The 22,213-nt window shown below is 51.2% G+C and carries 18 protein-coding genes and 1 pseudogene; 10 read left to right on the forward strand and 9 right to left on the reverse strand.

What is annotated here, in order from left to right:
• Nucleotides 1-16 precede the first annotated feature (16 nt).
• Nucleotides 17-337 carry a 2Fe-2S iron-sulfur cluster-binding protein gene (locus tag ACTG33_RS05830; RefSeq protein ID WP_439134258.1) on the reverse strand — a complete coding sequence of 107 codons (321 nt, stop codon included), beginning with the start codon at nt 335-337 and terminating at the stop codon, nt 17-19.
• Between the two features lie 725 nt (nt 338-1,062).
• Between ACTG33_RS05830 and ACTG33_RS05835 the strand changes: the two genes are divergently transcribed.
• On the forward strand, nt 1,063-2,319 hold the full coding sequence (locus ACTG33_RS05835; protein ID WP_439134259.1) for a sugar MFS transporter: 1,257 nt from the start codon (nt 1,063-1,065) through the stop codon (nt 2,317-2,319).
• A 160-nt stretch (nt 2,320-2,479) separates the two neighbouring features.
• Here the strand turns inward: ACTG33_RS05835 and ACTG33_RS05840 are convergent, their stop codons facing one another.
• From ACTG33_RS05840 to ACTG33_RS05875, 8 genes and pseudogenes are all read right to left on the reverse strand, one after another.
• Nucleotides 2,480-3,220: a copper resistance protein B gene (locus tag ACTG33_RS05840; protein ID WP_439134260.1), complete on the reverse strand. Its 741-nt coding sequence runs from the start codon at nt 3,218-3,220 to the stop codon at nt 2,480-2,482.
• Nucleotides 3,221-3,230: 10 nt separating this feature from the next.
• A pseudogene (locus ACTG33_RS05845) lies at nt 3,231-5,087 on the reverse strand (copper resistance system multicopper oxidase).
• Nucleotides 5,088-5,168: 81 nt separating this feature from the next.
• A complete protein-coding gene (locus ACTG33_RS05850) occupies nt 5,169-5,564 on the reverse strand; it encodes a hypothetical protein (protein WP_439134261.1) in 396 nt (131 codons plus the stop codon).
• A gap of 424 nt (nt 5,565-5,988) precedes the next feature.
• Entirely contained in the window at nt 5,989-7,152 is a 1,164-nt protein-coding gene (locus tag ACTG33_RS05855; protein WP_439134262.1) for an NADH:flavin oxidoreductase, read from the reverse strand.
• Nucleotides 7,153-7,173: 21 nt separating this feature from the next.
• A complete protein-coding gene (locus ACTG33_RS05860) occupies nt 7,174-8,937 on the reverse strand; it encodes an FAD-binding protein (RefSeq protein WP_439134263.1) in 1,764 nt (587 codons plus the stop codon).
• Nucleotides 8,938-9,035: 98 nt separating this feature from the next.
• Nucleotides 9,036-10,514, reverse strand: a complete 1,479-nt coding sequence (locus ACTG33_RS05865) for a class I adenylate-forming enzyme family protein (RefSeq protein ID WP_439134264.1) — start codon at nt 10,512-10,514, stop codon at nt 9,036-9,038.
• A gap of 98 nt (nt 10,515-10,612) precedes the next feature.
• Nucleotides 10,613-12,262 carry an aromatic ring-hydroxylating oxygenase subunit alpha gene (locus ACTG33_RS05870; RefSeq protein WP_439134265.1) on the reverse strand — a complete coding sequence of 550 codons (1,650 nt, stop codon included), beginning with the start codon at nt 12,260-12,262 and terminating at the stop codon, nt 10,613-10,615.
• A 40-nt stretch (nt 12,263-12,302) separates the two neighbouring features.
• Nucleotides 12,303-13,046 (reverse strand): SDR family NAD(P)-dependent oxidoreductase, encoded by a 744-nt coding sequence (locus ACTG33_RS05875; protein ID WP_439134266.1) that lies wholly within the window; start codon nt 13,044-13,046, stop codon nt 12,303-12,305.
• A 198-nt stretch (nt 13,047-13,244) separates the two neighbouring features.
• Between ACTG33_RS05875 and ACTG33_RS05880 the strand changes: the two genes are divergently transcribed.
• The 9 genes from ACTG33_RS05880 to ACTG33_RS05920 form a co-directional block, all read left to right on the forward strand.
• A complete protein-coding gene (locus tag ACTG33_RS05880; RefSeq protein WP_439134267.1) occupies nt 13,245-14,225 on the forward strand; it encodes a nuclear transport factor 2 family protein in 981 nt (326 codons plus the stop codon).
• A 65-nt stretch (nt 14,226-14,290) separates the two neighbouring features.
• On the forward strand, nt 14,291-15,133 hold the full coding sequence (locus tag ACTG33_RS05885; RefSeq protein WP_439134268.1) for an SDR family NAD(P)-dependent oxidoreductase: 843 nt from the start codon (nt 14,291-14,293) through the stop codon (nt 15,131-15,133).
• Nucleotides 15,134-15,175: 42 nt separating this feature from the next.
• Nucleotides 15,176-15,553, forward strand: coding sequence for a VOC family protein (locus tag ACTG33_RS05890; RefSeq protein WP_439134269.1), 378 nt, complete (start codon nt 15,176-15,178; stop codon nt 15,551-15,553).
• Nucleotides 15,554-15,604: 51 nt separating this feature from the next.
• A complete protein-coding gene (locus tag ACTG33_RS05895; protein ID WP_439134270.1) occupies nt 15,605-16,066 on the forward strand; it encodes a nuclear transport factor 2 family protein in 462 nt (153 codons plus the stop codon).
• A gap of 440 nt (nt 16,067-16,506) precedes the next feature.
• A complete protein-coding gene (locus ACTG33_RS05900) occupies nt 16,507-17,775 on the forward strand; it encodes a c-type cytochrome (protein WP_439134271.1) in 1,269 nt (422 codons plus the stop codon).
• 169 nt (nt 17,776-17,944) lie between these two features.
• Nucleotides 17,945-19,654: a DUF1592 domain-containing protein gene (locus ACTG33_RS05905; protein ID WP_439134272.1), complete on the forward strand. Its 1,710-nt coding sequence runs from the start codon at nt 17,945-17,947 to the stop codon at nt 19,652-19,654.
• On the forward strand, nt 19,651-20,982 hold the full coding sequence (locus ACTG33_RS05910; RefSeq protein ID WP_439134273.1) for a DUF1552 domain-containing protein: 1,332 nt from the start codon (nt 19,651-19,653) through the stop codon (nt 20,980-20,982). Before ACTG33_RS05905 ends, ACTG33_RS05910 begins: the two co-directional genes overlap by 4 nt.
• 89 nt (nt 20,983-21,071) lie before the next feature.
• Nucleotides 21,072-21,728, forward strand: a complete 657-nt coding sequence (locus tag ACTG33_RS05915) for a response regulator transcription factor (RefSeq protein ID WP_439134274.1) — start codon at nt 21,072-21,074, stop codon at nt 21,726-21,728.
• A partial coding sequence (locus ACTG33_RS05920) for a hypothetical protein (RefSeq protein ID WP_439134275.1) occupies nt 21,725-22,213 on the forward strand: 489 nt, incomplete at its 3' end. The genes ACTG33_RS05915 and ACTG33_RS05920, both read left to right, overlap by 4 nt.

The following is a 22,213-nucleotide window of genomic DNA, read 5'->3' on the forward strand; positions in this document are numbered from 1 at the left end:
CCTTGGTAAGGCTTGATCACATCTGAAATTCAGGTAGCCGTAAGATCAACCCGTCCAGCTCTTCAGTAACAAGCACTTGGCAGGACAATCGGGAGCCTGGTTGTGGTTCAGGTGTCATGTCGAGCATGGTGACTTCCTCGTCCTCTGCGGCGGGTAATTTACCTTGCCAGGATTCTTCAATAATCACATGGCAGGTCCCACAGGCGCAGCTGCCGCCGCAATCGGCGTCAATACCGGGTATTCCCTGGTCAAGGGCGGTTTGCATGAGGCTCTTGCCTATTTCGGCGTCGACGCAATGGGATGTGTCGTTGTGTTCGACAAAGATGATTCTGGGCATTCGAAAGCCTCTCCGTTGGTTTTATTTATGGTTATATTGGGCTAATAGTAAGGCCTGCAAGACAATAGCTTCAGGTCATTTGTTGACTATTTAGGGTCATTTAAAGACATTCTAATTTACCTCAAACCCTCTGGCTTGTTTCAGGCAGGATCGCCCGTGACAATTCCCCTCAACCCCTCAACCCCTCATTTGATAGCCCTTGTATGTTAGCCAGTTATACGGGTCTGATTGCGTCGGGGGTGGATTAACAGGAGGAGCTGGGTTTGTATACAAAGTCTCTGGAAATTTTACTGACGAGTCGGTCAGTCGGTCAGGTGAGGTTAGATTTAGCTGTGACGTTTTCTTCTGCGGTACTAAAATGGAGGGTATAGGGGTTTATGCTTATTTTTGCCATATGTAAGCTGCCACTTCTATCGATATACAGTTTTAAGATCAGCACAGACAGTCAAAATACGTTCACGGGAAAAAGGTCAGGTCATCCAGTCTGGGATGATAAAGAATAACAATACCGGTATGATCTCTACCACGCTAACCAGCACCTGATCGTAGGGATCTTCCGTTATCGTATACAGGTTCAAGTCAAAGGCGAGCAAACTTTTTCCATCAGCATCATCATTGATTTAGGATGTAGGAGTCTCAGCGATCCATATTTTTAGATCTTCAATATGAGTGGATTGATGGTTTTACCATTAAAACTAAACATATAACAAAGTAGAGAAACAGACATGACAGGTTTTACTCCTGAGGCAAGTGCAACGACTTCCACTCACCAGAATTCATCTGGTAGTACCTTCGCTATGTCGATGCTGACCATGTTGTTCTTTATGTGGGGTTTTATTACCTGCATGAATGACATTCTTATTCCGCATCTAAAAGAAGTTTTCTCCCTGAGTTTTACTCAGGCGATGCTGATTCAATTTTGTTTTTTTGGGGCCTATTTTATAGTGTCGTTACCTGCTGGACGCTTGGTTAAAGCCATAGGTTATCAGCGGGGAATTGTCGCAGGTCTTCTGATAGGTGCCGGCGGCTGTTTTCTATTTGCCGCTGCAGCTGAATTTAAAGTCTATGCCCTGTTTCTCTCGGCCCTGTTTATTCTGGCCTCGGGCATAACCATACTCCAGGTTGCGGCGAATCCCTTTGTGACGGAGTTGGGAGCCCCTGAGAAGGCATCCAGCCGTTTGAATTTAACTCAGGCTTTTAATTCTCTGGGAACGACCTTGGCCCCTATGTTTGGTAGCGTGCTGATTCTCTCTGTAGCTGCCCAGGCAAGTCATACTTCAGTGGATAAACTCTCTGGTGCTGATGCTGTTCAACTTCCTTACATCTTACTCGGTGGTATATTAACTTTCCTGGCAGTTGTTTTTAGTTGGATCAAATTGCCGCAGATTGATTTGTCTTCTTCCGGTGATAGCGCAACATCCAAACTGAAGTTATTGAATGAACCCCGATTGTTGTTGGGCGCGCTGGCGATTTTTACCTACGTTGGTGCCGAAGTGAGTGTTGGCAGTGTGTTGGTTAACTATATTTCCGGCGAATTGGGTATGGGCTTTAGCGAAAGTGAAGCGGCCTGGTATGTGAGCCTGTATTGGGGCGGAGCCATGGTGGGGCGATTCATCGGTGCATACCTGATGCGCTCGGTGGACCCTGCACGCTTGTTAACGATCAACGGTCTGGGCGCTGTTGTCCTGTTAGCGGTTACCATGTTAGCCGACGGTTCTGTGGCCATGTGGTCTGTTCTGATGGTAGGTCTGTGTAACTCAATCATGTTCCCGACTATTTTCAGCTTGGCGCTGGAAGGGCTGGGTGAGCATAAGAGTCAGGGCTCAGGCATCTTGTGTCTGGCCATTGTTGGTGGCGCTGTGGTGCCATTAATGCACGGTGGCATTGCCGATTGGGCGGGTTTGCAGATGGCGTTTATTTTGCCAGTTATATGCTACTTGTATATCGCCTTTTTTGGCTTGCGTGCCAAGCGAGCTGATTAAACAGCGGTGTTAGAGCTAAAGACACCTCGCCGTCGTCGATGATGCTCAATATTGACTTCGGTGAGGTGTCTCTTGGCTCAGTTGGTGACAGCGGAAACTATAAGTGGATAACAGCGGAAACTAAGTAAAAAAAATGGAATCAATGGATTCAGTTAACCACTCAAAACCAGGCGCGGACACCTAATACCCATTGCCAGTCTCGGGTATCCTCGCCGTGTTGTTTCGCGTAGTCTGCCGTTTGCCCAAACAGTTCCGTCCAGTTCACGCCGATGTACGGGGCAAATTCTCGCCGTATTTCATAGCGTAATCTCAATCCCGCTTCGACTTCCGACAGGCCAGATCCAACACCTGTCTCCTTGTCATTATGGCCGTAGAGATTGATTTCTACCTGCGGTGATAAAATCAGCCGCTGGGTAAACAGCAGTTCGTACTCCGCTTCCAGTCTCAAGCCTGTCCGCCCGCTTTCTCCGACGAATAGCGCGGTATCCACTTCAAAATTGTACGGTGCTATTCCCTGAAACCCGATCACGCCCCAGTGGCGATTGGTGTCAGGCTCAAGGTCTTTGCGCAAACCTATCTGAAGATCCCAGTAAGGGGCAACTGCTCGACTGTAGAGTGCTTGAAGTTCGGCCGATTCTGTCTCGTAGTTGCCGTGCTCATTTTCACGTTCGATTTCGGTTTTGAGCCAGAGCTTGTGTAGGTCATAGCCCACCCAGGCATCCGCTTCGAGAACCTGGGTGTCGTTATCGCGAGCCTCCAGTTGATCCAGATAGACTTTACTTAGCAATGGGTCTGCTTTGCCTCCTGCGTAAGCGCTTTCCGCAGTCAAAATAGATCCCGCGATGAAGGGTAACAGGCTCGCCACAGGCGGAGCCCATGTATGAAAGATTTTGCGTTTCATTGGAGTCTCCTTAACTGACGCGAACTTCCCGGAACATACCGGGCATGTGGTACAACAAATGGCAGTGGTACGCCCAGCGGCCGAGAGCATCTGCTGTCACCAGGTAACTGATTTTCGAGCCCGGTTGCACAATCACCGTATGCTTGCGGGGCATGTATTGGGGATCGCCAGTTTCCAACTCGCTCCACATGCCGTGCAGATGAATGGGGTGGGTCATCATTGTGTCATTGATCAGCGTGATGCGGACGCGTTCACCGTAGGTCAGTTGCAATGGCTCGGCGTCGGCAAAGGGAATGCCGTTCATCGACCACATATAGCGGTTCATATTACCGGTTAAGTGCAACTCGATTTCCCGTGAGGGTTCTCTCTGATCCCCGGTGGGGGTGAGGTTGCGAAGATCACCGTAGGTAAGTACTCGGCGACCATAGCGATGGTGATGGTGACGCAGGCCAATGCCGGGATCGTTTAAGCCGTCGGCCGGAGAGCTGGTCCTCATATCAACCTGCGGACCAAATTCACTTTGAGCATGTGTCATGGGGCGAGTGCTGCCAAAACCGGCTTTCCCCAGCGTTTCTTGTGGCATGTGTTGACTGTGCGGATTGATCGCCGTCGCGTTATGTTCGGTATGATCCATCTCACCGTGGTTCACCGCACTGTGATTCATTCCACTATGGTCCATTCCACTATGATCCATTCCACTATGGTTCATCCCGCTGTGTTCAGACATATCTGCATGGGCAGACATACCCATATCTCGATGACCTAATACGGGTGGCGGGTCCATGGCGGGAATGGTTGCCAATACGTTGGGATTTGGTGTCAATGTGCCGCGGGTATAACCGGAGCGGTCAATGCTTTGCGCAAACAGGGTATAGGCGCTGTCGCTGTCCGGTTCCACAATCACATCGTAAGTTTCCGCCACACCGATGCGAAATTCATCCACGGTCACCGGTTCGACGTTCTGGCCATCGGTGGCAACCACTGTCATTTTCAAACCGGGAATACGCACATCGAAAATCGTCATCGCGGCGCTATTGATAAAACGCAGTCGTATCTTCTCACCGGGCTTGAACAATCCCATCCAGCCTTCAGCCGGTGTGTGGCCGTTCATCAGAAAGGTGTAGGTATAACCGGTGACATCGGCAATGTCCGTCTCGCTCATGCGCATCATGTTCCACATGTGGCGATCCTTCCAGGTCTGGGTGAGGCCTTTTGTTTTGATGTCCTGCCACAGATCCCCAGCGGTTCGCTCGCGAAAGTTGTAGTAGTGGCTGAGTTTTTTTAGCGTGGCGTAGATGTCGTGGGGCGAATCGTCAGACCAGTCGGATAACTGAATGACATAGTCCCGATCATAGCCAACAGGGTCAGATTCCCGAGGTTCGATCACGATGGCGCCGTAGTGACCGGTTTGCTCCTGAAAAGCGGAGTGACTGTGATACCAGTAGGTGCCGCTTTGATTAACATCGAACTGGTATTCAAAGGTTTACCCGGGTTTGATGCCATCAAAACTCAAACCGGGCACGCCATCCATCTGGGTGGGCAAAATGATTCCGTGCCAGTGGATGGACGTGTCGACGGTCAGATTGTTTTTGACTCTCAGAGTTACTCGCTCACCCTCTCTCCAGCGCAAGGTGGGAGCGGGTACCGAGCCATTCACGGCCGTCGCCATTCGCTCACGGCCGGTAAAATTCACCGGCAGATAATCCACACTGAGATCAAAGTGATTACCCGATAAAACCGGGGTGGGTTGATTCGAGGTGTGGGTTGTCTGGCCATACGCCAAATTCCCACGCAGACCCAAAAGGGCACTGCCTGCCGCCAAGCCAGTCACAAAGCGACGCCGGGACAGAGACATTAACGATGTCATAATTAGAATTCCTATTTTTTACAGGTGATACAGTCAGTCTGAAAAAACAAACACGGTTAGCGCAGGCGCACTAACCCTATATCAGGCAAAAATAGGGGGACGGAACAACACAGAAACCCGTGACAGGGGAGCGCTGGGCCACAGATCGTAAAACAATTGATTTTGCGGTGCGGAAAAACCAGACACCTCAGACCCCATTGGGTAAGAAGAGCAGCTACCAGCGCAGCACTGACATTCCTGATCACAACAGGAAGTCATTGAATCGGAAGAGGACATAGGCTCATCGGAATGACAATCCATGTGATCCATGGGGGTGGCCGATGAATGTGGCATTTGTGGCATGGCTGCATCAGAGGCGTGCGAGCTGGCATTCGATGAAGGTGAACCGGCAGTCATTGTCGATACAGTCATGGCAGCAACCGATTGCTGGGTGAGCAACCAGAGAACCATCAATATGACTTTTACGACCGGTTTCATATACAGCGCCAAATGCAATAACGGGTGAACGGTTGCAGTTTACCTCAAAAGGAGTCCGCTGACTCGCGCGTAATTGCTGAAGTTTGCTGTGGAGAATTAAAATCACTAAAAGTTAACGGGTCTAGGTTGCGGGTGGCTATGGGGATACTTTCCATCTTTGAGCCAGCATCAATATGGGTAAAAGCTGATCAGGTCTTCAAGTTGGGGGTTGGCTAGTAATGGGTGTTGAGAAATATGCCTATTGGGCTGGCAGGGAAGCTTGATCGTTAGTTAGGGGCGTGCAAAGAATGCACCTATTTCTTGTAATTTCTTTCTGCGTATCACAGTGATGTGTTTGTAAACCTACTCTAATGAGTTGCACGGATTCAGGCTCTGAGATAAAAATTAATCAGAGCCTCACCCCAAAAAAGTGCTTTCTGGTGATTTACACAAGTTGTCCCAGATCTTCTCGACGAAATACGGCGGGTTCTTGTCCGGTTCGCACTTTCTGTGGCCACTCCGGATCGGAAATGAGCGCCCGACCGATAGCGAGAGAGTCAAACTCTCCTTTGGCCATGCGTTCGGCAGCTTCGTAGTAGTTCTTTTCGACCTGTGCACCACCAATACTGAGTGAATTAAACAAGCTGTCTGACAGGCCTATACCCCCTACGGCCATTGATTGTTTGCCGCTCAGTTTTTTAGCCCAGGCCGCCAGAGGCAGAGGGGAATCTGCAAAAGCGGGTTTGTTGAAATACAGGGTGCTGGCGTCAAACATATCAACACCGGCGTCGGTGAGTGCGTTCAACATAATCCCAAGTTCATCCGGCGTCTCGGCAATGGTTGCATCGAAGTCTTGTTGTTTCCATTGTGCAAACCGAAACACAATGGGCATGGTTGGGCCAACGGCTTCGCGGATAGCTCGGACAACTTCTGCCGCGAATCGTGAGCGGGCTGCCATATCACCGCCATAGCGATCCGTGCGTTTGTTGGTTTCCGGCCACAGAAACGTATCGATCAGGTAGCCACTGGCACCATGAATGGCTATGCCATCAAAACCGATGTCTTTGGCCACTGCCGCACTGCGTCCGTATGCTGCAATGACGTCACTGATGTCTTCCTCGGTCATGGCCTTGTGGGGTGTGCTGTAGGCTTCCATGTATTCCGCGTGCGCATTGGTGCGGCGGTCTGTCGGCCCCCAGGTGCCCGAAGGACTGATGGATTCAGCGGTTGGAACTGGGCCGGTGCCCGGTAAGCGGAAGGGGCCTTGATGCCAAAGCTGGGGGAAAATAAAACCGCCACCGGCATGGACTTCCGACACCACTTTTTTCCAACCAGCAATCGCTTTGTCACCGTACAGTACGGGAACCCCTTCTGCCGATCCTGCACCAATACCCACGGACGACGGGTGATCAATGCCCACGCCCTCTGTAATCAACAAGGCGGTTCCCCCTTCAGCCCGACGGCGGTAATAGGCGGCCACTTGTTCGGTGGGAACATTGCCCGGGCAAAACCCACGTGTCATGGGGGCCATGGCCAGTCGGTTGGGCAAGGTCAAACCATTGATGGTTAAAGGTTGAAATAACGGTTCGAGATCTTCAGGGGTATTCATAAAAGCCTCTTTATTATCGGTTTATCGGATTTCTTCGGGGCTGGAGTTGGGAAGCTCTGTTTTGTTCTGCACTAGCGGAGCCAGAGCTTTTGCTCCGTCGTTACCTTTCAGGCTTTCCGCTGCACGCCATCCTGACCAGATGCAGTCCGCCAGTGACAAACCGCTGACGTAATAATTCGAACAAATACCGACCGCAGTGCGTCCGGCAGCATAGAGACCTTTTACCGGTTGACCTTGTGCATCAAGAACCTGGCCGCTGTCTTCATCGCAGACCAAGCCGCCCATGGTCAACGCGGGGATGGGGGACAGCTTCAATGCAGCGCCAATATCAGTGGCATAGAAGGGACCCGTTTCAATTTTACGGCGAAGCTTTTCGCTTTTGCAGAACGGATCGGGTGTGCCGGTCTCAATGTCGTGGTTATAAGTGTTAATGGTATTTTTTAAGGTGTCTGCAGGAACATCGATTTTGAGAGCCAGTTCTTCCAGGGTGTCAGCACTGACGGTGTAGTCGTTCAGAATGGCTTTGAACTGTATTTTTTGAAACAGCATTTTTTTCATCGTAAGAATTTCATCGCGCACGTTCTCTTGCAGCGGCTCATCCAGTATCAACCAGCCTTTGCCGCCGCCTTTGAGGAATACCGCCTCCCCTGTGCGCGCACCATAAAATTCTTCACTGATCAGTCGTTCGCCATCGGGGCCAATAGAACAGGATTTCGTCCAGGAGGCGGGTGGGTAGAGAAACTTCCACGCTGACACTTGATGAAGGTGGTCGGCCTTGCCTTTTACTGTCATCCCCAGTTTTATGCCGGAACCGTCGTCGGCGATTGTCCCGAGCGGCACTGATTGCAAAAATTCAGGTGCTGTTTTACTCATCATGGTGCGGTTATAAGTAAAGCCACCCGCTGAAAGAACAACACCTTTGCGCACCCGAATACAAAGAGTCTGTGTTTTTGAATTTTCGATTTTAGTAGCGGCGGTTTGCAATTTGTCGGCGATTTTCAAAACGCCGGCAATCAGGTTTGCGCCAAAATTGTAATAAAAACGATGTAAAAAAGCAGGCAAGCCAGCCGGAATACGTTTTACTTCCAGGCCGATAATGTCACCGTTATTGTCGACGATCATTCGTGTTGCACGGGTTTGACGAAAGAAGCGTACGTTGTTCTGTCGGTCAATAGCGTCGAGAAGAGGCGGTAACAAGTATTGGCCACTCAGTTTAGTGGGTTCACCTCCCTCTGGAGGTTTGGCGCGGTGTCCTCTTTGTGCCGGGGGAGCCAGATCGCGACCTGCCGGTGTCGTTTCATTGCCGGAGAAATAGAGTGCCGCATCATTTGGGTAAGAGGTTTTGTCGTCAGTGGCCGGCCCTCCGAAACGGGCGCCGTGACTTTCCAGCCAGGTTTGGAAATTGGTACTGGCGTGGGCAAAACGCAACAGGGTATCTGGGCGTACAATATTGCCGGTTTCAAACGACAGATAGTTGGCCATTTGTTCTGGCGTATCTTCAATGCCGCAGGCTTTTTGAGCTTTAGTGCCACCGCCCATGTAAACGACGCCGCCGCTGATTTTACTGGCACCGCCACCCATAGCACGATCAATGGCGATGACCTCCAATGAAGGATCTTCAGCAGTGCGCAGGGTGGCCGCAGCACCAGCCATACCCACGCCCACGACCAGAACATCACAGTGTTCGTCCCAGGCAAAAGTATCGGGATTATCCACAATCCGAGCCGTTTCCACCCGATTGGCAGTGGGTGTCAGGTCATCAAGAAAACAATTGTCGGTACTCATGCTTTTTACTCCGGGAAAAGGATGTCTGCAGGTCGGTGCCTGGCCGACCTGTATTGTGTTGTGCATGCACAGCGCTATTCTTTTTTAGACTGCTGCTTTTATTGAAACAGCTGTTTAACGGCGGGTCGGTGCACTTTGAACGAGGGGGTTTTGGGCAGTGCTTCGACAAAGCGCCAGTGCCCGGGTACGTGTGTTGCCAACAAGCGATCCCGGAGGTGTTTTTCCAGTTCATCGGTGGTTGGCTGGCGGTGTCCGCTTTTAATTTGAATCGCGGCACCGGGAATTTCTGAAAGACGCTGATCCGGCACACCAACGACACTTACAGCGCAAATGTCCGGATGTTCCAGAAGAGCCTTCTCAATGGTTTCCGGCAAGACTTTGAAGCCGCCGCGCATGATGGCCCCGTCGGCACGTCCGCAGATGAACAAAAACCCCTCTTCATCAATCAAGCCAATGTCGGATGTCCGAATCCAGTCAGAGCCAATGCGCGGTGAGATCACCTCCAAAATACCTTCTTCTCCCGGAGGAAGAACAACGTGTGTATCCGGATGAATTACTCGAATCTGAAAGCCGCCGGGCAAGACTCGCCCAACGCTGCTGAACTTCTTCTCGCCAAACTCGGCATGTAGCGCGGCCGTCATGGCGGTAACCGGTCCACCAAATTCGGTGGCACCGTACGACAGCAAGACGGGGATGCGGTAACGTTCTTCGAACGCGCGTTGTACGGTAGGGTCGAGTGGTGCGGCACCCACTCCCATGGATTTTATGGACGCCAGATCTTCCACAGGGATATTGGCGTCCAGTAGCATCTGAATTCCTGCTGGTGCCATGCCGCTGGCCTGTGGGCGATACCGCACAACATACTCATGCCACTGTTGCAGGTTAAAACGATCCAGCAGCACCATCCGCTGACCTTTAATCAGGGCAGGAACTGTGGTGTAAATGCCCGTAATATTGCCGATGGGAAACGCGAGAAACGCAGGCGTGTCTTCGCTAAAATCAAACGGCTCGCCGGAGAGGATTTTCTCACCCACAAAGAAGCGAGCGATCATGTCATACGTGATGGGAAATTGTTTTGGTGTGCCAGTCGTGCCGCTGGTCAGAATTTGTATGTACGGCTCGTCATGAGTACTTTGACTTTGTTGATGCGCTGTTTCACAGCCGGACACAAGCTGTGCTTGCATGTCGTCAATAGCGATCCCGGCAATGCCAAATTGTGTGAGTGTCTCAATCACTTCTGGAGCGAAGTCCCGACTGGCAGCAATCACCACCGAGGGTTTCTGTTCTTCAATCTGACGCGCGAGACTGGCCGCAGACTGAAACGCGTAGAGCATGTGAATATTGCGGCCTTTGGACATGAGTGCTGTCAGCCCTGCCAGCGCCGACGGACAATTGCGTGGCACAAAGGTCACAGGTGCATCGTCGGCGAGACCACAGTCAGTCAGCAGTTCGAGCAATTGATTACCCACCCGAGCCAGATCGCCCCAGTGGTACCATGTGTTCTCGAATTCAATGGCAGGACGCTGACTGTCTCGCAGCAAGGCGTCGGCACAAAGTTGTTGCAGTGTTTTCATCATATTCTTCAGCAGTTGCGGACGATAAAAGTCTGCGTGGCTTGTCCTGACTGTTATGCGTGTTTTAAACCTATCGCAGGACTCGCCGCGCGCTTGAGGGTTTACAGCTCTTTCTGAGAAGGCTCCAGACCCAGGGCCTTTTCATAATTACGATGGAAGTTGCGGATGATGGACTCCTGATACTGGGAGTACCATACATAGGCGGGTTGCTTGGTCTTCAGACCTGCGTGTACCTGGGGGACATTGCCGCAATCCTGATCAAAGATCTTTGCCAGAGTACCCAGTTCTTCCGCTTCTATCCATAAATCATCCGGACCCAGATAACGGGTTGGCGCAGGTGGCGGTTTCGGCTTGCCTTCTTTCCAGGGCGCCAGCAGCATTGCCTGCATCAAACATTCATCGGGGTTGTCTCCGTTGGGACGGAAGCGGTAGACGATACGACCCCAGCCGCCCCAGGGACTGAAGTTGGGAAACAGATGGTTGAACGTCTGTTCGTTAAGTTCAGTATCGGAGAATTTTTCAACTTCATCACCTATGTGATCACGAAGGTACTCGCGGTTGAAGTCTGCTACGGCGTGAAAAGCGCCGAGAGCGTGTTCTTTGGGAATGGTTATGCCCCGATGCGGGCTGGCTCCACTGACACTGACGTGACCCAGGCGCGACCAGTTTCCAAACACATCAGATCGGTTGTCCGACAGGTCGCCACCAGAAAGTAACAGTTGTGGATGAGTGGCAATGGTGTGGTAGGCCTCAAGGAAAGCTTCCATGGCCACTTTCCAGTTACAACGTACAACCTTGATGACATCTGCCTGCTTGTAGCGATTTTGCAGCTGAATTTTCTCATAGTGCTGCAGCATCTCTGGCCCCATATGCTCTTCCAGCGAGATAGCGTCGGGGTCCGGATTGATAAAGACAAACCCGCCCCAAGTGGCTATTTTGGTTTGCGGCAGCTGACAGACATCTTCGCGAACTCCCGGGAAATCCCATTCGGCGGGCAGGTCTTTTAGCGAACCATCTATCTTCCAGCTCCAGCCGTGATAAGGGCAACGAAATTCGCGTGCTCCCTTACCACTGCACTCTCGCAGTTTTCGCCCGCGGTGGAGACAGCTATTGGGATAGGCCTTGAATTCATTGTCTCCGGTACGGACCACAATAAATTGCAGATGTGCAATATCGTACAGGTAGTAGTCGCCGATTTCGGGGATGTCGTCTTCGCGGCAGGCCATCTGCCAGGTTTTTTTCCAGAGATGCTCGACTTCAAGGTCGTGATATTCCTGCTTGTAGAATCGATCAGTAGCAATTTTGGCCGGACCGCCGGGCATGGGCGATTTGAGTTTGTAGACATCCGGAATCAGTTCTGGCTTGCGGTCATTTTCCAGAAAGAACTCCTGAGGGATATGCGCTGATGAGCGCATGCCGTCATCGGTTTCTTTGCCGGGATCACCAACATAGGGGGCAACCACTTTGGGGCGTTCAGTGGTACCACGCCCCATATTGCCAGTGAACGAGGGTTTGGGGCTGCTCTCGTGGGGAGGCAGTACTGTCCAGAAAATATCTTTCTCGGGTGGCAGGGTCGGGGCGCCGACCAAATAGAGCATGTGAGGATCGGCGTAGGTAATGTCACCCTCCAGCCAGGTGCCATCCCATGTGAACAGACCTGATTTGCCACGTTTTTCGTCGGTTATGCGTACCCGGTTGCCTTCTTCTTCCTGGAAAATAGCACCGCTAATCGGGTGGGGTTCTCGTCTCATGGTCATAATTATCCCTCTCTCAGCTGAAGTGGCTGCGTGCTTAACCGGCACACATGCCTTTATCGATCACAATGCAGGAACCGTGGTGGCCTCGCGCCTTTTCGGAGGCCAGAAAGGCAACCATGTCGGCAACATCGTCCATCTCGACCAGTCCCCGCAAAGGAGTGGTGCGTGCCAACAAGCCCGGATCAGGATTTTCAACATTCATCATGTTGCGTGCCAGTGGCGTCATCATGCCTCCAGGGGCCACCGCATTAATGCGGATGGGTTCATGTATGTATTCCATCGCCAGGGATTTGGTCATCTGAATGAGACCGGCCTTGGTGGCGCAGTACGCAGCATTGTATGCCTGTGCACTGATGCCCACGGCGGAAGCCACATTGACGATGCTGCCGTGCGCGTCGATGAGGTGGGGCAGAGCAGCCTGCATCAGGTAAAACGGCGCGGCCAGGTTGACGGCCAGAGTTGTTTCAAAAGCACTCTGAGCCATGTCGGTTGTTCGGGCTGGCAGCATGACTGCGGCGATATTGCACAGTGTGTCGATCTGTCCGAAGGCTTCGATGGCAGAGTTGATGGCTTCCTGACAATTCTCGGCCTGACCGAGGTCGGCACAAAAGGTCACAGCTTCGCTACCAAGGTTGCGAATATGCTGAGCTGCTTTCTCGAGCCCTGCTGCATCGATATCCACCAGGCAGAGATGGTGGCCGGATTGGGCAAGTTTTGTGGCCGAGGCAAGGCCTAGGCCTGAAGCGGCGCCGGTAACCAGGGCGATTTTAGTGCTCATATTAGAATTCTTTTCGTATTTTCTGTTATCGTTCGATCACAGTGTTATCATGTGATTACATGGTGTGATCATAGGGTAACGATTTCGCTCTGTCTAGCACCGTTGGTGGAAAATGAGTTAAGGAGCGTGAAGCTTGGGCTGTTACCCTGAGCTTGCTACCATGCGTCGTTGTGATCAGTTGATAACAGGTATTTATCGATGAATGAAATGGGCATTACAAATCTGGTTTACCGCTGCGCGGGGCTTCTTGAAAGCGGTGAGCTGGAGTTGGCAGCGGAGTTGTTTGCCAGTGCAAGGGTGCGTCTGGCGGCTGATGAGGCCTATCTGACACATCAGCAGTTGTTGTTGGCGTGGCAGCAGAAAAACCCGATAGGAGGTGAGGTGCAGTATCTGATCATGAACCCCATTGTGGATGTTGATGCCGACGCTCTGGTGGGAGCCTGTCGTTCTCGATATTTGATATTACGGGGCGGTGAGGGGAGTGCTCCGGAGATATTGGAAACCGGCATCTACGACGATGAGTTCGAATGGGTGGATGGATATTGGCAGTTTGCATCTCGCACATGTACACGTCTCTCGCGCTGCGATGAAAGCCCCCAGCCGGTGGTGGTCACCGCCGTGGGTGCCGGTCAGCAGGACGACACTAACCCAACACGGGTGAGGATTTTGAAAGCTGCACAGCAGGTCTTTTCTACGGTGGGCTACTCGGAAGCAGGAATTCGTAAAATCGCTGATGTTGTGGGGTTGTCACCCACTATTTTGTTTCGCCATTTTGGTACCAAAGCTGCGCTTTATGAAGAAGCGTTGATCGCGGCAATGGGTGATCCCAAACCTGAACCTCCGGTATCTCGCAGTCGTTTCGGCGAACACGTTGCCAGCCTGCTGGCTGATCCCAATCAGATCAACTGTCCTCACGCGATGACGGTATTGGCCAGTGGTAATGAAGAAGCACGTGAGATCGCTATTCGGGTTTTAAAACAGTATGCGCTGGAACCTATGATGAAGTGGCTGGGTGAGCCACATGCCGAAAGTCGAGCGAGGGAGATCATGGCCTTGTGTGCCGGTTTTGCGCTTTACAACGTGCAACTGAATACGGTTCAGCCGCGTCAGATCGACACTCATATGGTGCAGTGGTTGGCTGGTGGTATTCAGGCAATTGTGGACGGCAGTCAAGAGTGACCGTCTGTATCGTCTGAATGACATCACATGTGAGTAGCAATAATAAAATAGTAGGGAGTGTAAGAATGGTTCAATCGGTAGCCGTAGTCACGGGTTCCAGTCGGGGATTAGGTCGAGGTATTGCGCGAGCCCTTGGGACTGGTGGGTTTAAAGTGTATCTGACAGGGCGCAATCAGGAGGAATTAGAATCTGCTGCCGCAGAAATCAACGCCGCTGGCGGTGTTGGGGTGGGGGTGGTTTGTGATCATCGCGATGATGAAGCTGTTAAAGCCCTGTTTGAGCGCGTGGATAAAGAATCCGGTCGTTTGGATATTTTGGTCAATAATGCGGCCGCAGTGTATCCGGCAGATCTTTCAGCTCCCGGTCCATTTTGGGAGAAGCCTCTGCATCTGGTGGATATGATTGATGTCGGCCTGCGTTCCAATTACGTTGCCGCTTATGCCGCAGCGCCGTTAATGATTGCAACCGGCGGCGGATTGATCGCACACATTTCATTCTACGGTGCTGTGTCATATTTTCACGGTCCAGCCTACGGCGCGGCAAAGGCCGGCACGGACAAAATGGCTTTCGATATGGCGGCGGATTTACGTCCTCACAACGTTGCGTCGGTATCAATCTGGCCTGGGTTTATTTTGTCCGATATGCTCAAGTCGCTTCCCAAAGAGCATTTGCCTCCGGCACTGGTTGAGCGTCTGCCGACGTTTGAAGCTCCTGAATTTACCGGCAAGGTAATCGAGCGTTTGTGGCAAGACCCGCAGCGAATGCAGTTTACTGGCGAAACGTTAATTGCTGCAGAGGAGGGTGAACGCTATGACATTAAAGATCTGGATGGCAAACAACCGCTCAGCTATGCCTCGTCCATGGGGTCGCCGAAAAATCGTTTTCATATTCCGCAAGACGAGTCGTAAATACCCGCTGTACTAATCAAGACAAAAAATAAGGACAAGAGAATGATTTCTCATATCAATTTGGGCACCAATGATTTGGCTCGCGCTGAGCGTTTTTACGGGGAATTTCTAAAATTGTACAACGGGCAGCTGGGATTTCGCAGTGAGCGCACGTTGTTTTATACGCTGGGTGATGGTGCCAAGTTGGCAATCAATACACCATTTAATGGTGAACCGGCAACGGCCGGTAACGGCACGATGGTCGCTCTTGGCGCCAAAGATTCATCTGCTGTCGATCAAGTCTATGCGAAGGCCATGGAGTTGGGAGCCAGTTGTGAGGGTGAGCCGGGAGCGCGCATGGACGGTGTATTGTATGCCGCTTACTTTCGCGATCCTGACGGCAATAAATTTGGCGTGTTTTGTTCCTCGTCGGAAGGTTGAGAGCTGCATCGTAAGCGATGAAGTTCAGTGGTTTTACGGACGAAAGAGATTATGAATGAGATAGAGCGGTTGGTCGCGATCGATCATTTGAAGCAGCTAAAAGCCAAATATTTTCGTGGCGTTGATACGTTTGACGGCGGTCTTGTGAAGAGTGTTCTGGCAGAAGATTGTGTGTTGGATTATAGGGGGTGTTTTACTGACCCGCAGACAGGCAAAGACTATGTTCCGGCGCTGAATGTCGTACTGCGCGGCCGTAATGCCTGGCCTTCGGGCGGTAATACGGGGCTGGGTTTTGTCAGTGTGCATCAAGGGCATAATGTCGAGGTGGAATTCACCAGTGATACTTCAGCAGAGGGAATCTGGTCGATGAGCGATCGGCTGTTCTTCCCTTCCGGTGGGGAATATTCGATGGCAACCGGCTTTGGCCATTATCACGACACTTATGAGAAGGTGGACGGTAAGTGGTTGCTGAAAACAACCCGAATTACACGACTTCGTGTGGAGGCTGTCTGAGTTGTATTGCAAGGCGGTATTCTGAGGGGGTATTTTGAATGAGGAAGGCTTTCTGCCCTTTCCACCCTTTCCGCCCTCAAAAGGCTGGCGTTACCAGCTGTTCATTTGATAGTAAAAACAAAGATAAAATCACTTCGGAAGGTCTTATCAGGCCAGATCGTATGCATGCCATAGTCCTCCTCGGGCTGATTTAAAACCTGTGTGTTGGACCGCTATATGCCCCGTAACGGTAATGTTTGTGTCTTTAGGTAACCAGTGGCAGGTCACCATCAGTAACATTTAGGTTAATTTTTGATAAGTAGCGGTCTGCCTCAGGCGGTTTCAGTTTCGTTTCAGTTTAATGAGCGTTAATAGTCGCATGAGGTACTTTTACCGAATGCTAAATAAAGCGCACTACTAATAAGAAAAAGCAACAAACTGTCTAAAAGGCTCTATAACTGATGGCTGTAAATCGAACTTACAAATTCTTGATAGTCGGTATTCTGGTCCTGCTCGCCAGTGTGACTTCCATTAAGCTGCTATCGTCACCTGAGCTTGCTGAGCTTGCTGATCTGGAAACCTATACGGCTTCTGTGGAGCAGGGGGAGTATCTTGCTAAAGCGGGAAACTGCGCTACTTGCCACACGACTGAGGGGGGGGAGCCCTACGCGGGTGGGTTGGAGTTTGTTACTCCATTCGGGGTTCTTTATTCCACCAATATTACTCCAGATAAGGAGACTGGTATTGGCAACTGGTCTTTCAAAGACTTCTATAACTCTATGAAGCATGGTGTGCGTCCTGATGGTAGTCACCTCTACCCGGCATTTCCTTATACCGACTTTGCCAAAATGACAGATGATGATATCGCTTCACTCTTTAAATATTTTCAAACAGTAGAGCCGGTTCATCAGCCAGCCAAAGAAAATCAGCTTGGCTTTCCGTTCAATCAACGTGAGCTTATGTCTGGCTGGAAGATGCTGTTTCATTCGACGGATACCTTTCAGCCAGACGAGACACAGTCAGATGCCTGGAACCGTGGCGCTTATTTGGTTGAAGGGCCGGGTCATTGTGGTGCCTGCCATACGCCTCGTAACGTCTTTGGCGCAGAGCAAGAGTCTCTTGCTCTAACCGGGGGGACTTATATGGACAAAGTGAAGTTTGGCTATCACCGCCCCTGGTCAGGGGTGAATCTAACCAGTGATACAACGGGGTTGGCCAGCTGGACTGAGACGGACATCACTGAGTATCTAAAAACCGGCATCAGTGGTAATGCCATAGTGCATGGCCCTATGCGGGAAGTGGTGATGAATTCAACTCGGCACCTGTCTGACCAAGATGTGCAGGCTATGGCCACTTACCTGAAATCTCTCCCGGCTAAAGCTCAGGATCCGGCCCCGGCTCCCGATCCAAAAGTCGTTGAAGAAGGCGAGTTTGTTTATACCGTTCATTGCGGTTCTTGCCATTTACCTTCCGGTAAGGGCGATGAAGGTTTGGGTGTTACTCTGGCTGGCAGCCCGACTGTTCAGGCTCCGGATCCTTCATCGTTAATTAACGTTATTCTGTACGGTCCGCACTTACCAGCCAGGTTGTCCATCGATCGCAGCAATATGAAAATGTTTGGTAAACGCTTGTCGGATGTAGATATTGCCAATGTGGCGACTTATGTGCGCTCCAGTTTTGGTAACACCGCAGGAGAAGTAACGCCTGAACAAGTCAATGTTCAGCGTTAAGGGGAAGGCGAGATGAATTTGTCGAATAAAAAACGGTACAAAAAAATGATAAAAACAGGGGAGAGTTCTGCTGCTTCCACACAATGGCATTTCGAAGCTATACCCGATTTTGTGTTCCATAAACAAGAAAAAGACTCTGGTGAGCGAACTCAGGCTACGGAGAATCATTATGTTAACTAACATGCTTAGCTGCTTAACCAAAGCGAGTTTTTCTTGGCTTCTGATGCCGTTGATATTGGTGGGCGGGCTAGCCGGATGTGACAGTACTGAAAATGGTCTGACGGAACCCGAAGCCGTGGGTGGACCGGCATTATTGCGACGTCTGACTGAATCCCAATACCGTAAGTCGATCAGTGATATCTTCGGGCCGGATGTGCCTGTTGTTGCACGCTTTGAGAGAGCACTTCGTGCTGAAGGACTGGTCGCTGTCGGCACCAGTGAGGCGGGATTATCATCGTTTGCGATGGAGCAGTATGATTCTGCAGCCCAGAGTGTAGCTGACATTGTTTTCAGTGAAGGCTCTCGGGCTAAATATATGCCCTGCCAACCTGAAATGGCCTCTCAGTTTGATGAGTCGTGCGCAGAAGCGTTTGTCAGTGAGTATGGTCCTCAGTTGTTTCGACGTCCATTAACGGATGAGCAAATCAATCGTTACACCACCGTTGCCAGGTTGGGTACTGAAAAACTGGGTAACTTCTATGAAGGCATGAAATTCGCTCTGGTCGGGATGATGACAGCGCCACAGTTCTTGCTGCGCATTGAGCATACGCAACCGCAAGAGTCAGAGAAAGGCACTCGGCAGCTGGATGCCTATTCCAAAGCCGAACGACTCAGCTATTTTCTGACAAACTCAACGCCGGATCAGGAGTTGATGCGTGCAGCCGAGTCCGGTGAACTGGATACCGAAGAGGGTCTGTCTCGTCAGGTAGATCGACTGATTACGTCACCCGGATTTGAAACGGCCGTCAGGGCGTTCTTTAGGGACATGCTTGAGTTTGATTTGTTTGATGACCTGGCAAAAGATTCTTCCATTTATCCTGCCTATAACTCGACGGTAGCGGCTGATTCTCAGGAACAGACCTTAAAGGATATTGTGCATCTTTTGGTGGATCAACACGGTGACTACCGGGATTTGTTTACCCTGGAAGAATCCTTTATGAGCCGGGCTTTGGGTGTTGTGTACCGTCAGCCGGTGGTTTCACGTGATGGTTGGGAACAGCAAAAACTGTCGCATAACGGCGAGCGCCTGGGTATACAAAGCCAGGTTTCGTTTCTCGCATTACACTCTCACCCTGGACGTTCCTCGCCAACACTCAGAGGCGAAGCCGTGCGCAGTGTCTTTTTGTGCCAGGAAGTGCCGGATCCTCCAGCGGATATTGATTTCAGTATTGTACAAGAGCCTTCCAGTACTAATATGCCGACTGCGCGCGACAGACTGCATCTCCATAACTCTGAGCCAGCCTGTGCGGGTTGTCATAAAGTGATGGATCCCGTGGGATTTGCGCTGGAAAATTTCGACGGCTTGGGCGCTTTCCGCACCCATGAGAACGAGACGCTGATTGATACCAGTGGGTTCTTGGATGGCATGGCTTATGATGATGCCAAAGGACTTGCGCAAGCGCTTCACGATCATCCGGAAACACCTCGTTGTGTGGTAGAGCGGATGTATCGATTTGCGGTGGGACGAGACACTGAGTGGTATGAAAGAAGTTATATGGATTACCTGATTGATGAGTTTGCCGCCAGTGATTACCGGGTCCCCGAATTGATGCGTGTGATCGCACTCAGTAACAACTTTTTTACCATTGCTGAGCCGTCAGCAGACCATTTGACCTTTGAAAGTGCCAGTTCCACTCTACAAGAGGAGAATCCGTTATGAATAAGTTTTCACGAAGAGGCTTTTTACGCGGGACAGTGCAAGGCGCGGCTGTAGGCGTAGCATTACCCATCTTGAATTGCATGCTGAATGATAACGGTAAAGCGTTTGCCGAGACCGGACAGCGCTTGCCTACCCGTTTCGGCACCTGGATTTGGGGCTGCGGGTTCATCCCTGAATTATGGATTCCTTCCTCTACCGGTACTGACTACTCCATGCCGGCTCACTTGGCGCCGTTGGAGCCTTATCGAGACAAGCTGGCGTTGTTCAGTGGTTTTGATGTAAAGCTGGATGGGGTGCCCAACAAGCCGCACGTCACTGGATGTCTGGGGCTCAGAACCGGTGTTCCGGTTCCGGATCGTAATGTTAAGCTTCCGACCCTCGATGTATTAATTGCGGATCAGATTGCAGATACTCGCTTTCGCTCAATAGAGGTGAGTACTTCAGGCATTCAACGGTCTTATTCTTACCGGGATGCTGGGTCACCTAACCCCAGTGAAGTGTCGCCATTAGCGTTGTATAACCGAATTTTTGGTGAAGGATTTCAGGATCCAAGCAAGACGGAGTTTACAGCTGATCCACGCTATATGGTTCATAAAAGTGTTTTGTCTGCGACTCAGGAAGAGCGCCGTCAGTTGATGCAAACTGTAGGAGCTGAAGATCGTCAGCGTCTGGATGAATACTTTACCTCGATCCGTGAACTTGAACAGAAGCTGGCGCTGCAGTTGCAGCCTCCTGCTCCGGTCAAGGGGTTTGTGATGCCGGATCCTCCACCGGATCACGTCGTGGATTCCGAGATGGAAAATGTGATGGAAAACCACCGCCTGATGGCCGGGTTGCTTGCCAAAGCATTGCAGAGCAATCAGACCAAGGTGTTCAACGTGTTGTTCTCTGACACGACCTCTAATCTGCGTCGTCCGGGGAGTTCTTCAACGCACCATACCCTGACTCACGAGGAGCCGACGGATCCAACACTGGGGCACCAGAAGCAAGTGGGCTGGTTTGCTGAAAGAAGCATGATCGCCTGGAAAGATTTCCTGGATGAGTTGTCTGCGATACCGGAGGGTGATGGCACTTTGCTGGATAACTGTCTGGTCTATGCGCACTCGGATTGTTCCATTGCCAAGTCCCATGCGGTTGAAGGGATTCCTGCGATGATCGCAGGCAATGCTGGCGGTCGGATTCGTACCGGTTTTCATATGGCCGGCAAAGCTGACCCGATTACCCGGCTTGGGCTTACCGTTCAGCAGGCTATGGGGCTGCAGGTAGACAGTTGGGGAACCCAATCTATGGAGACCAACCGGACTATTACGGAATTGCTGGCTGGATAAGAAAGGGAATACATCAGCAGGCTACACCAGGCGCTCAGGAGCGGGTAAACTGCTAGCCAATGCAGTTATAACACGGTGTTTTTGCTTATATGCGTATTTTATTCGTTGAAGATGACCATTTATTGGGGGATACCGTCAAGGGTGCCCTCGAAATAGACGGCTACGCAGTGGATTGGCTACGTGAAGGCAATCTTGCCGTGCCCGCCTTGAAAGCTGAAGCCTATGATCTGGCGGTACTCGATTTGAGATTGCCGGGTCAGTCGGGTATCGACATCTTGCGCACCATGCGAAGTCTCAACATGGAGACGCCAGTTCTGATGCTGACCGCTTGCGACGATCTTCGCGACAAGGTCGAAGTGCTCGACGCCGGCGCAGACGATTACCTCACCAAACCTTTTGAAATGGATGAACTGTTTGCCCGTGTGCGTTCACTTCTGCGCAGAGTGGGTACTCGAGCTCCAACGCTTCAATGCGGCGATCTTGAGATGGATCCAGCCGCGCATCGGGTAACCTTCCAAGGCGCAGTGGTCGAGGATTTGACCGCAAAAGACTTTGCGATTCTTGAAATGTTACTGCGCAATAAAGGCCGGTTTGTGACCAAGCAGCGACTTCTCGAAGGCAGTACCAGCTGGGGAGAAGAGGTGGAGTCAAATACGGTCGAGGTATATATTTCCCGCTTACGTAAACGATTTGGACACGATCGAATTGAGACTCTGCGTGGAGTGGGTTATCGGTTCAAATTATGACCATCTCCCTGCGTCGACGTTTACTGTTTATCTTATTGGGTCTGATTCTTAGCAGCTGGTTGATCTCTGTGATTATCACTGCACTCTTTGCTCAGCAAACGTTGCTCAAACAAATTGACCAACAACTGGCGCATAATTTGGAAATGTCCCGCTATACGCTGGGCTCCATATACGAAGACCCGGTCCTTGCTGATTATTACCAATCAAAATCGGTACCGATCCGTACTGAACCGGGTGTGGCCAGGGTTAATGGGTTTGGCAGTCAGGGGCGGGAACTGGCCACTAATCTCTGGTTCAAGAGAACCCAGATCTTGGTGGGACGTGAGGCACCCATATTTCCCAAACGCTTACAGGAAGGTGTGGTTCACACAGAAATAAACAGCAACGGTGAAACCTCCGCCTGGCGAATTCTCTATCGCTATGACAGGACGTTAAACATCTGGATCGCGTCAGGCCTCAATATGACGTCTGTGTCATCCATGGGG

The sequence above is a fragment of the Pseudomaricurvus sp. genome (assembly GCF_965662505.1).
GTDB lineage: Bacteria > Pseudomonadota > Gammaproteobacteria > Pseudomonadales > Cellvibrionaceae > Pseudomaricurvus.

Bases quoted from the DNA above. Each gene is read 5' to 3' on its own strand.
- ACTG33_RS05830 (WP_439134258.1), bottom strand. From the start codon at position 337: ATGCCCAGAATCATCTTTGTCGAACACAACGACACATCCCATTGCGTC.
- ACTG33_RS05835 (WP_439134259.1), top strand. From the start codon at position 1,063: ATGACAGGTTTTACTCCTGAGGCAAGTGCAACGACTTCCACTCACCAG.
- ACTG33_RS05840 (WP_439134260.1), bottom strand. From the start codon at position 3,220: ATGAAACGCAAAATCTTTCATACATGGGCTCCGCCTGTGGCGAGCCTG.
- ACTG33_RS05850 (WP_439134261.1), bottom strand. From the start codon at position 5,564: ATGAAACCGGTCGTAAAAGTCATATTGATGGTTCTCTGGTTGCTCACC.
- ACTG33_RS05855 (WP_439134262.1), bottom strand. From the start codon at position 7,152: ATGAATACCCCTGAAGATCTCGAACCGTTATTTCAACCTTTAACCATC.
- ACTG33_RS05860 (WP_439134263.1), bottom strand. From the start codon at position 8,937: ATGAGTACCGACAATTGTTTTCTTGATGACCTGACACCCACTGCCAAT.
- ACTG33_RS05865 (WP_439134264.1), bottom strand. From the start codon at position 10,514: ATGATGAAAACACTGCAACAACTTTGTGCCGACGCCTTGCTGCGAGAC.
- ACTG33_RS05870 (WP_439134265.1), bottom strand. From the start codon at position 12,262: ATGAGACGAGAACCCCACCCGATTAGCGGTGCTATTTTCCAGGAAGAA.
- ACTG33_RS05875 (WP_439134266.1), bottom strand. From the start codon at position 13,046: ATGAGCACTAAAATCGCCCTGGTTACCGGCGCCGCTTCAGGCCTAGGC.
- ACTG33_RS05880 (WP_439134267.1), top strand. From the start codon at position 13,245: ATGAATGAAATGGGCATTACAAATCTGGTTTACCGCTGCGCGGGGCTT.
- ACTG33_RS05885 (WP_439134268.1), top strand. From the start codon at position 14,291: ATGGTTCAATCGGTAGCCGTAGTCACGGGTTCCAGTCGGGGATTAGGT.
- ACTG33_RS05890 (WP_439134269.1), top strand. From the start codon at position 15,176: ATGATTTCTCATATCAATTTGGGCACCAATGATTTGGCTCGCGCTGAG.
- ACTG33_RS05895 (WP_439134270.1), top strand. From the start codon at position 15,605: ATGAATGAGATAGAGCGGTTGGTCGCGATCGATCATTTGAAGCAGCTA.
- ACTG33_RS05900 (WP_439134271.1), top strand. From the start codon at position 16,507: ATGGCTGTAAATCGAACTTACAAATTCTTGATAGTCGGTATTCTGGTC.
- ACTG33_RS05905 (WP_439134272.1), top strand. From the start codon at position 17,945: ATGTTAACTAACATGCTTAGCTGCTTAACCAAAGCGAGTTTTTCTTGG.
- ACTG33_RS05910 (WP_439134273.1), top strand. From the start codon at position 19,651: ATGAATAAGTTTTCACGAAGAGGCTTTTTACGCGGGACAGTGCAAGGC.
- ACTG33_RS05915 (WP_439134274.1), top strand. From the start codon at position 21,072: ATGCGTATTTTATTCGTTGAAGATGACCATTTATTGGGGGATACCGTC.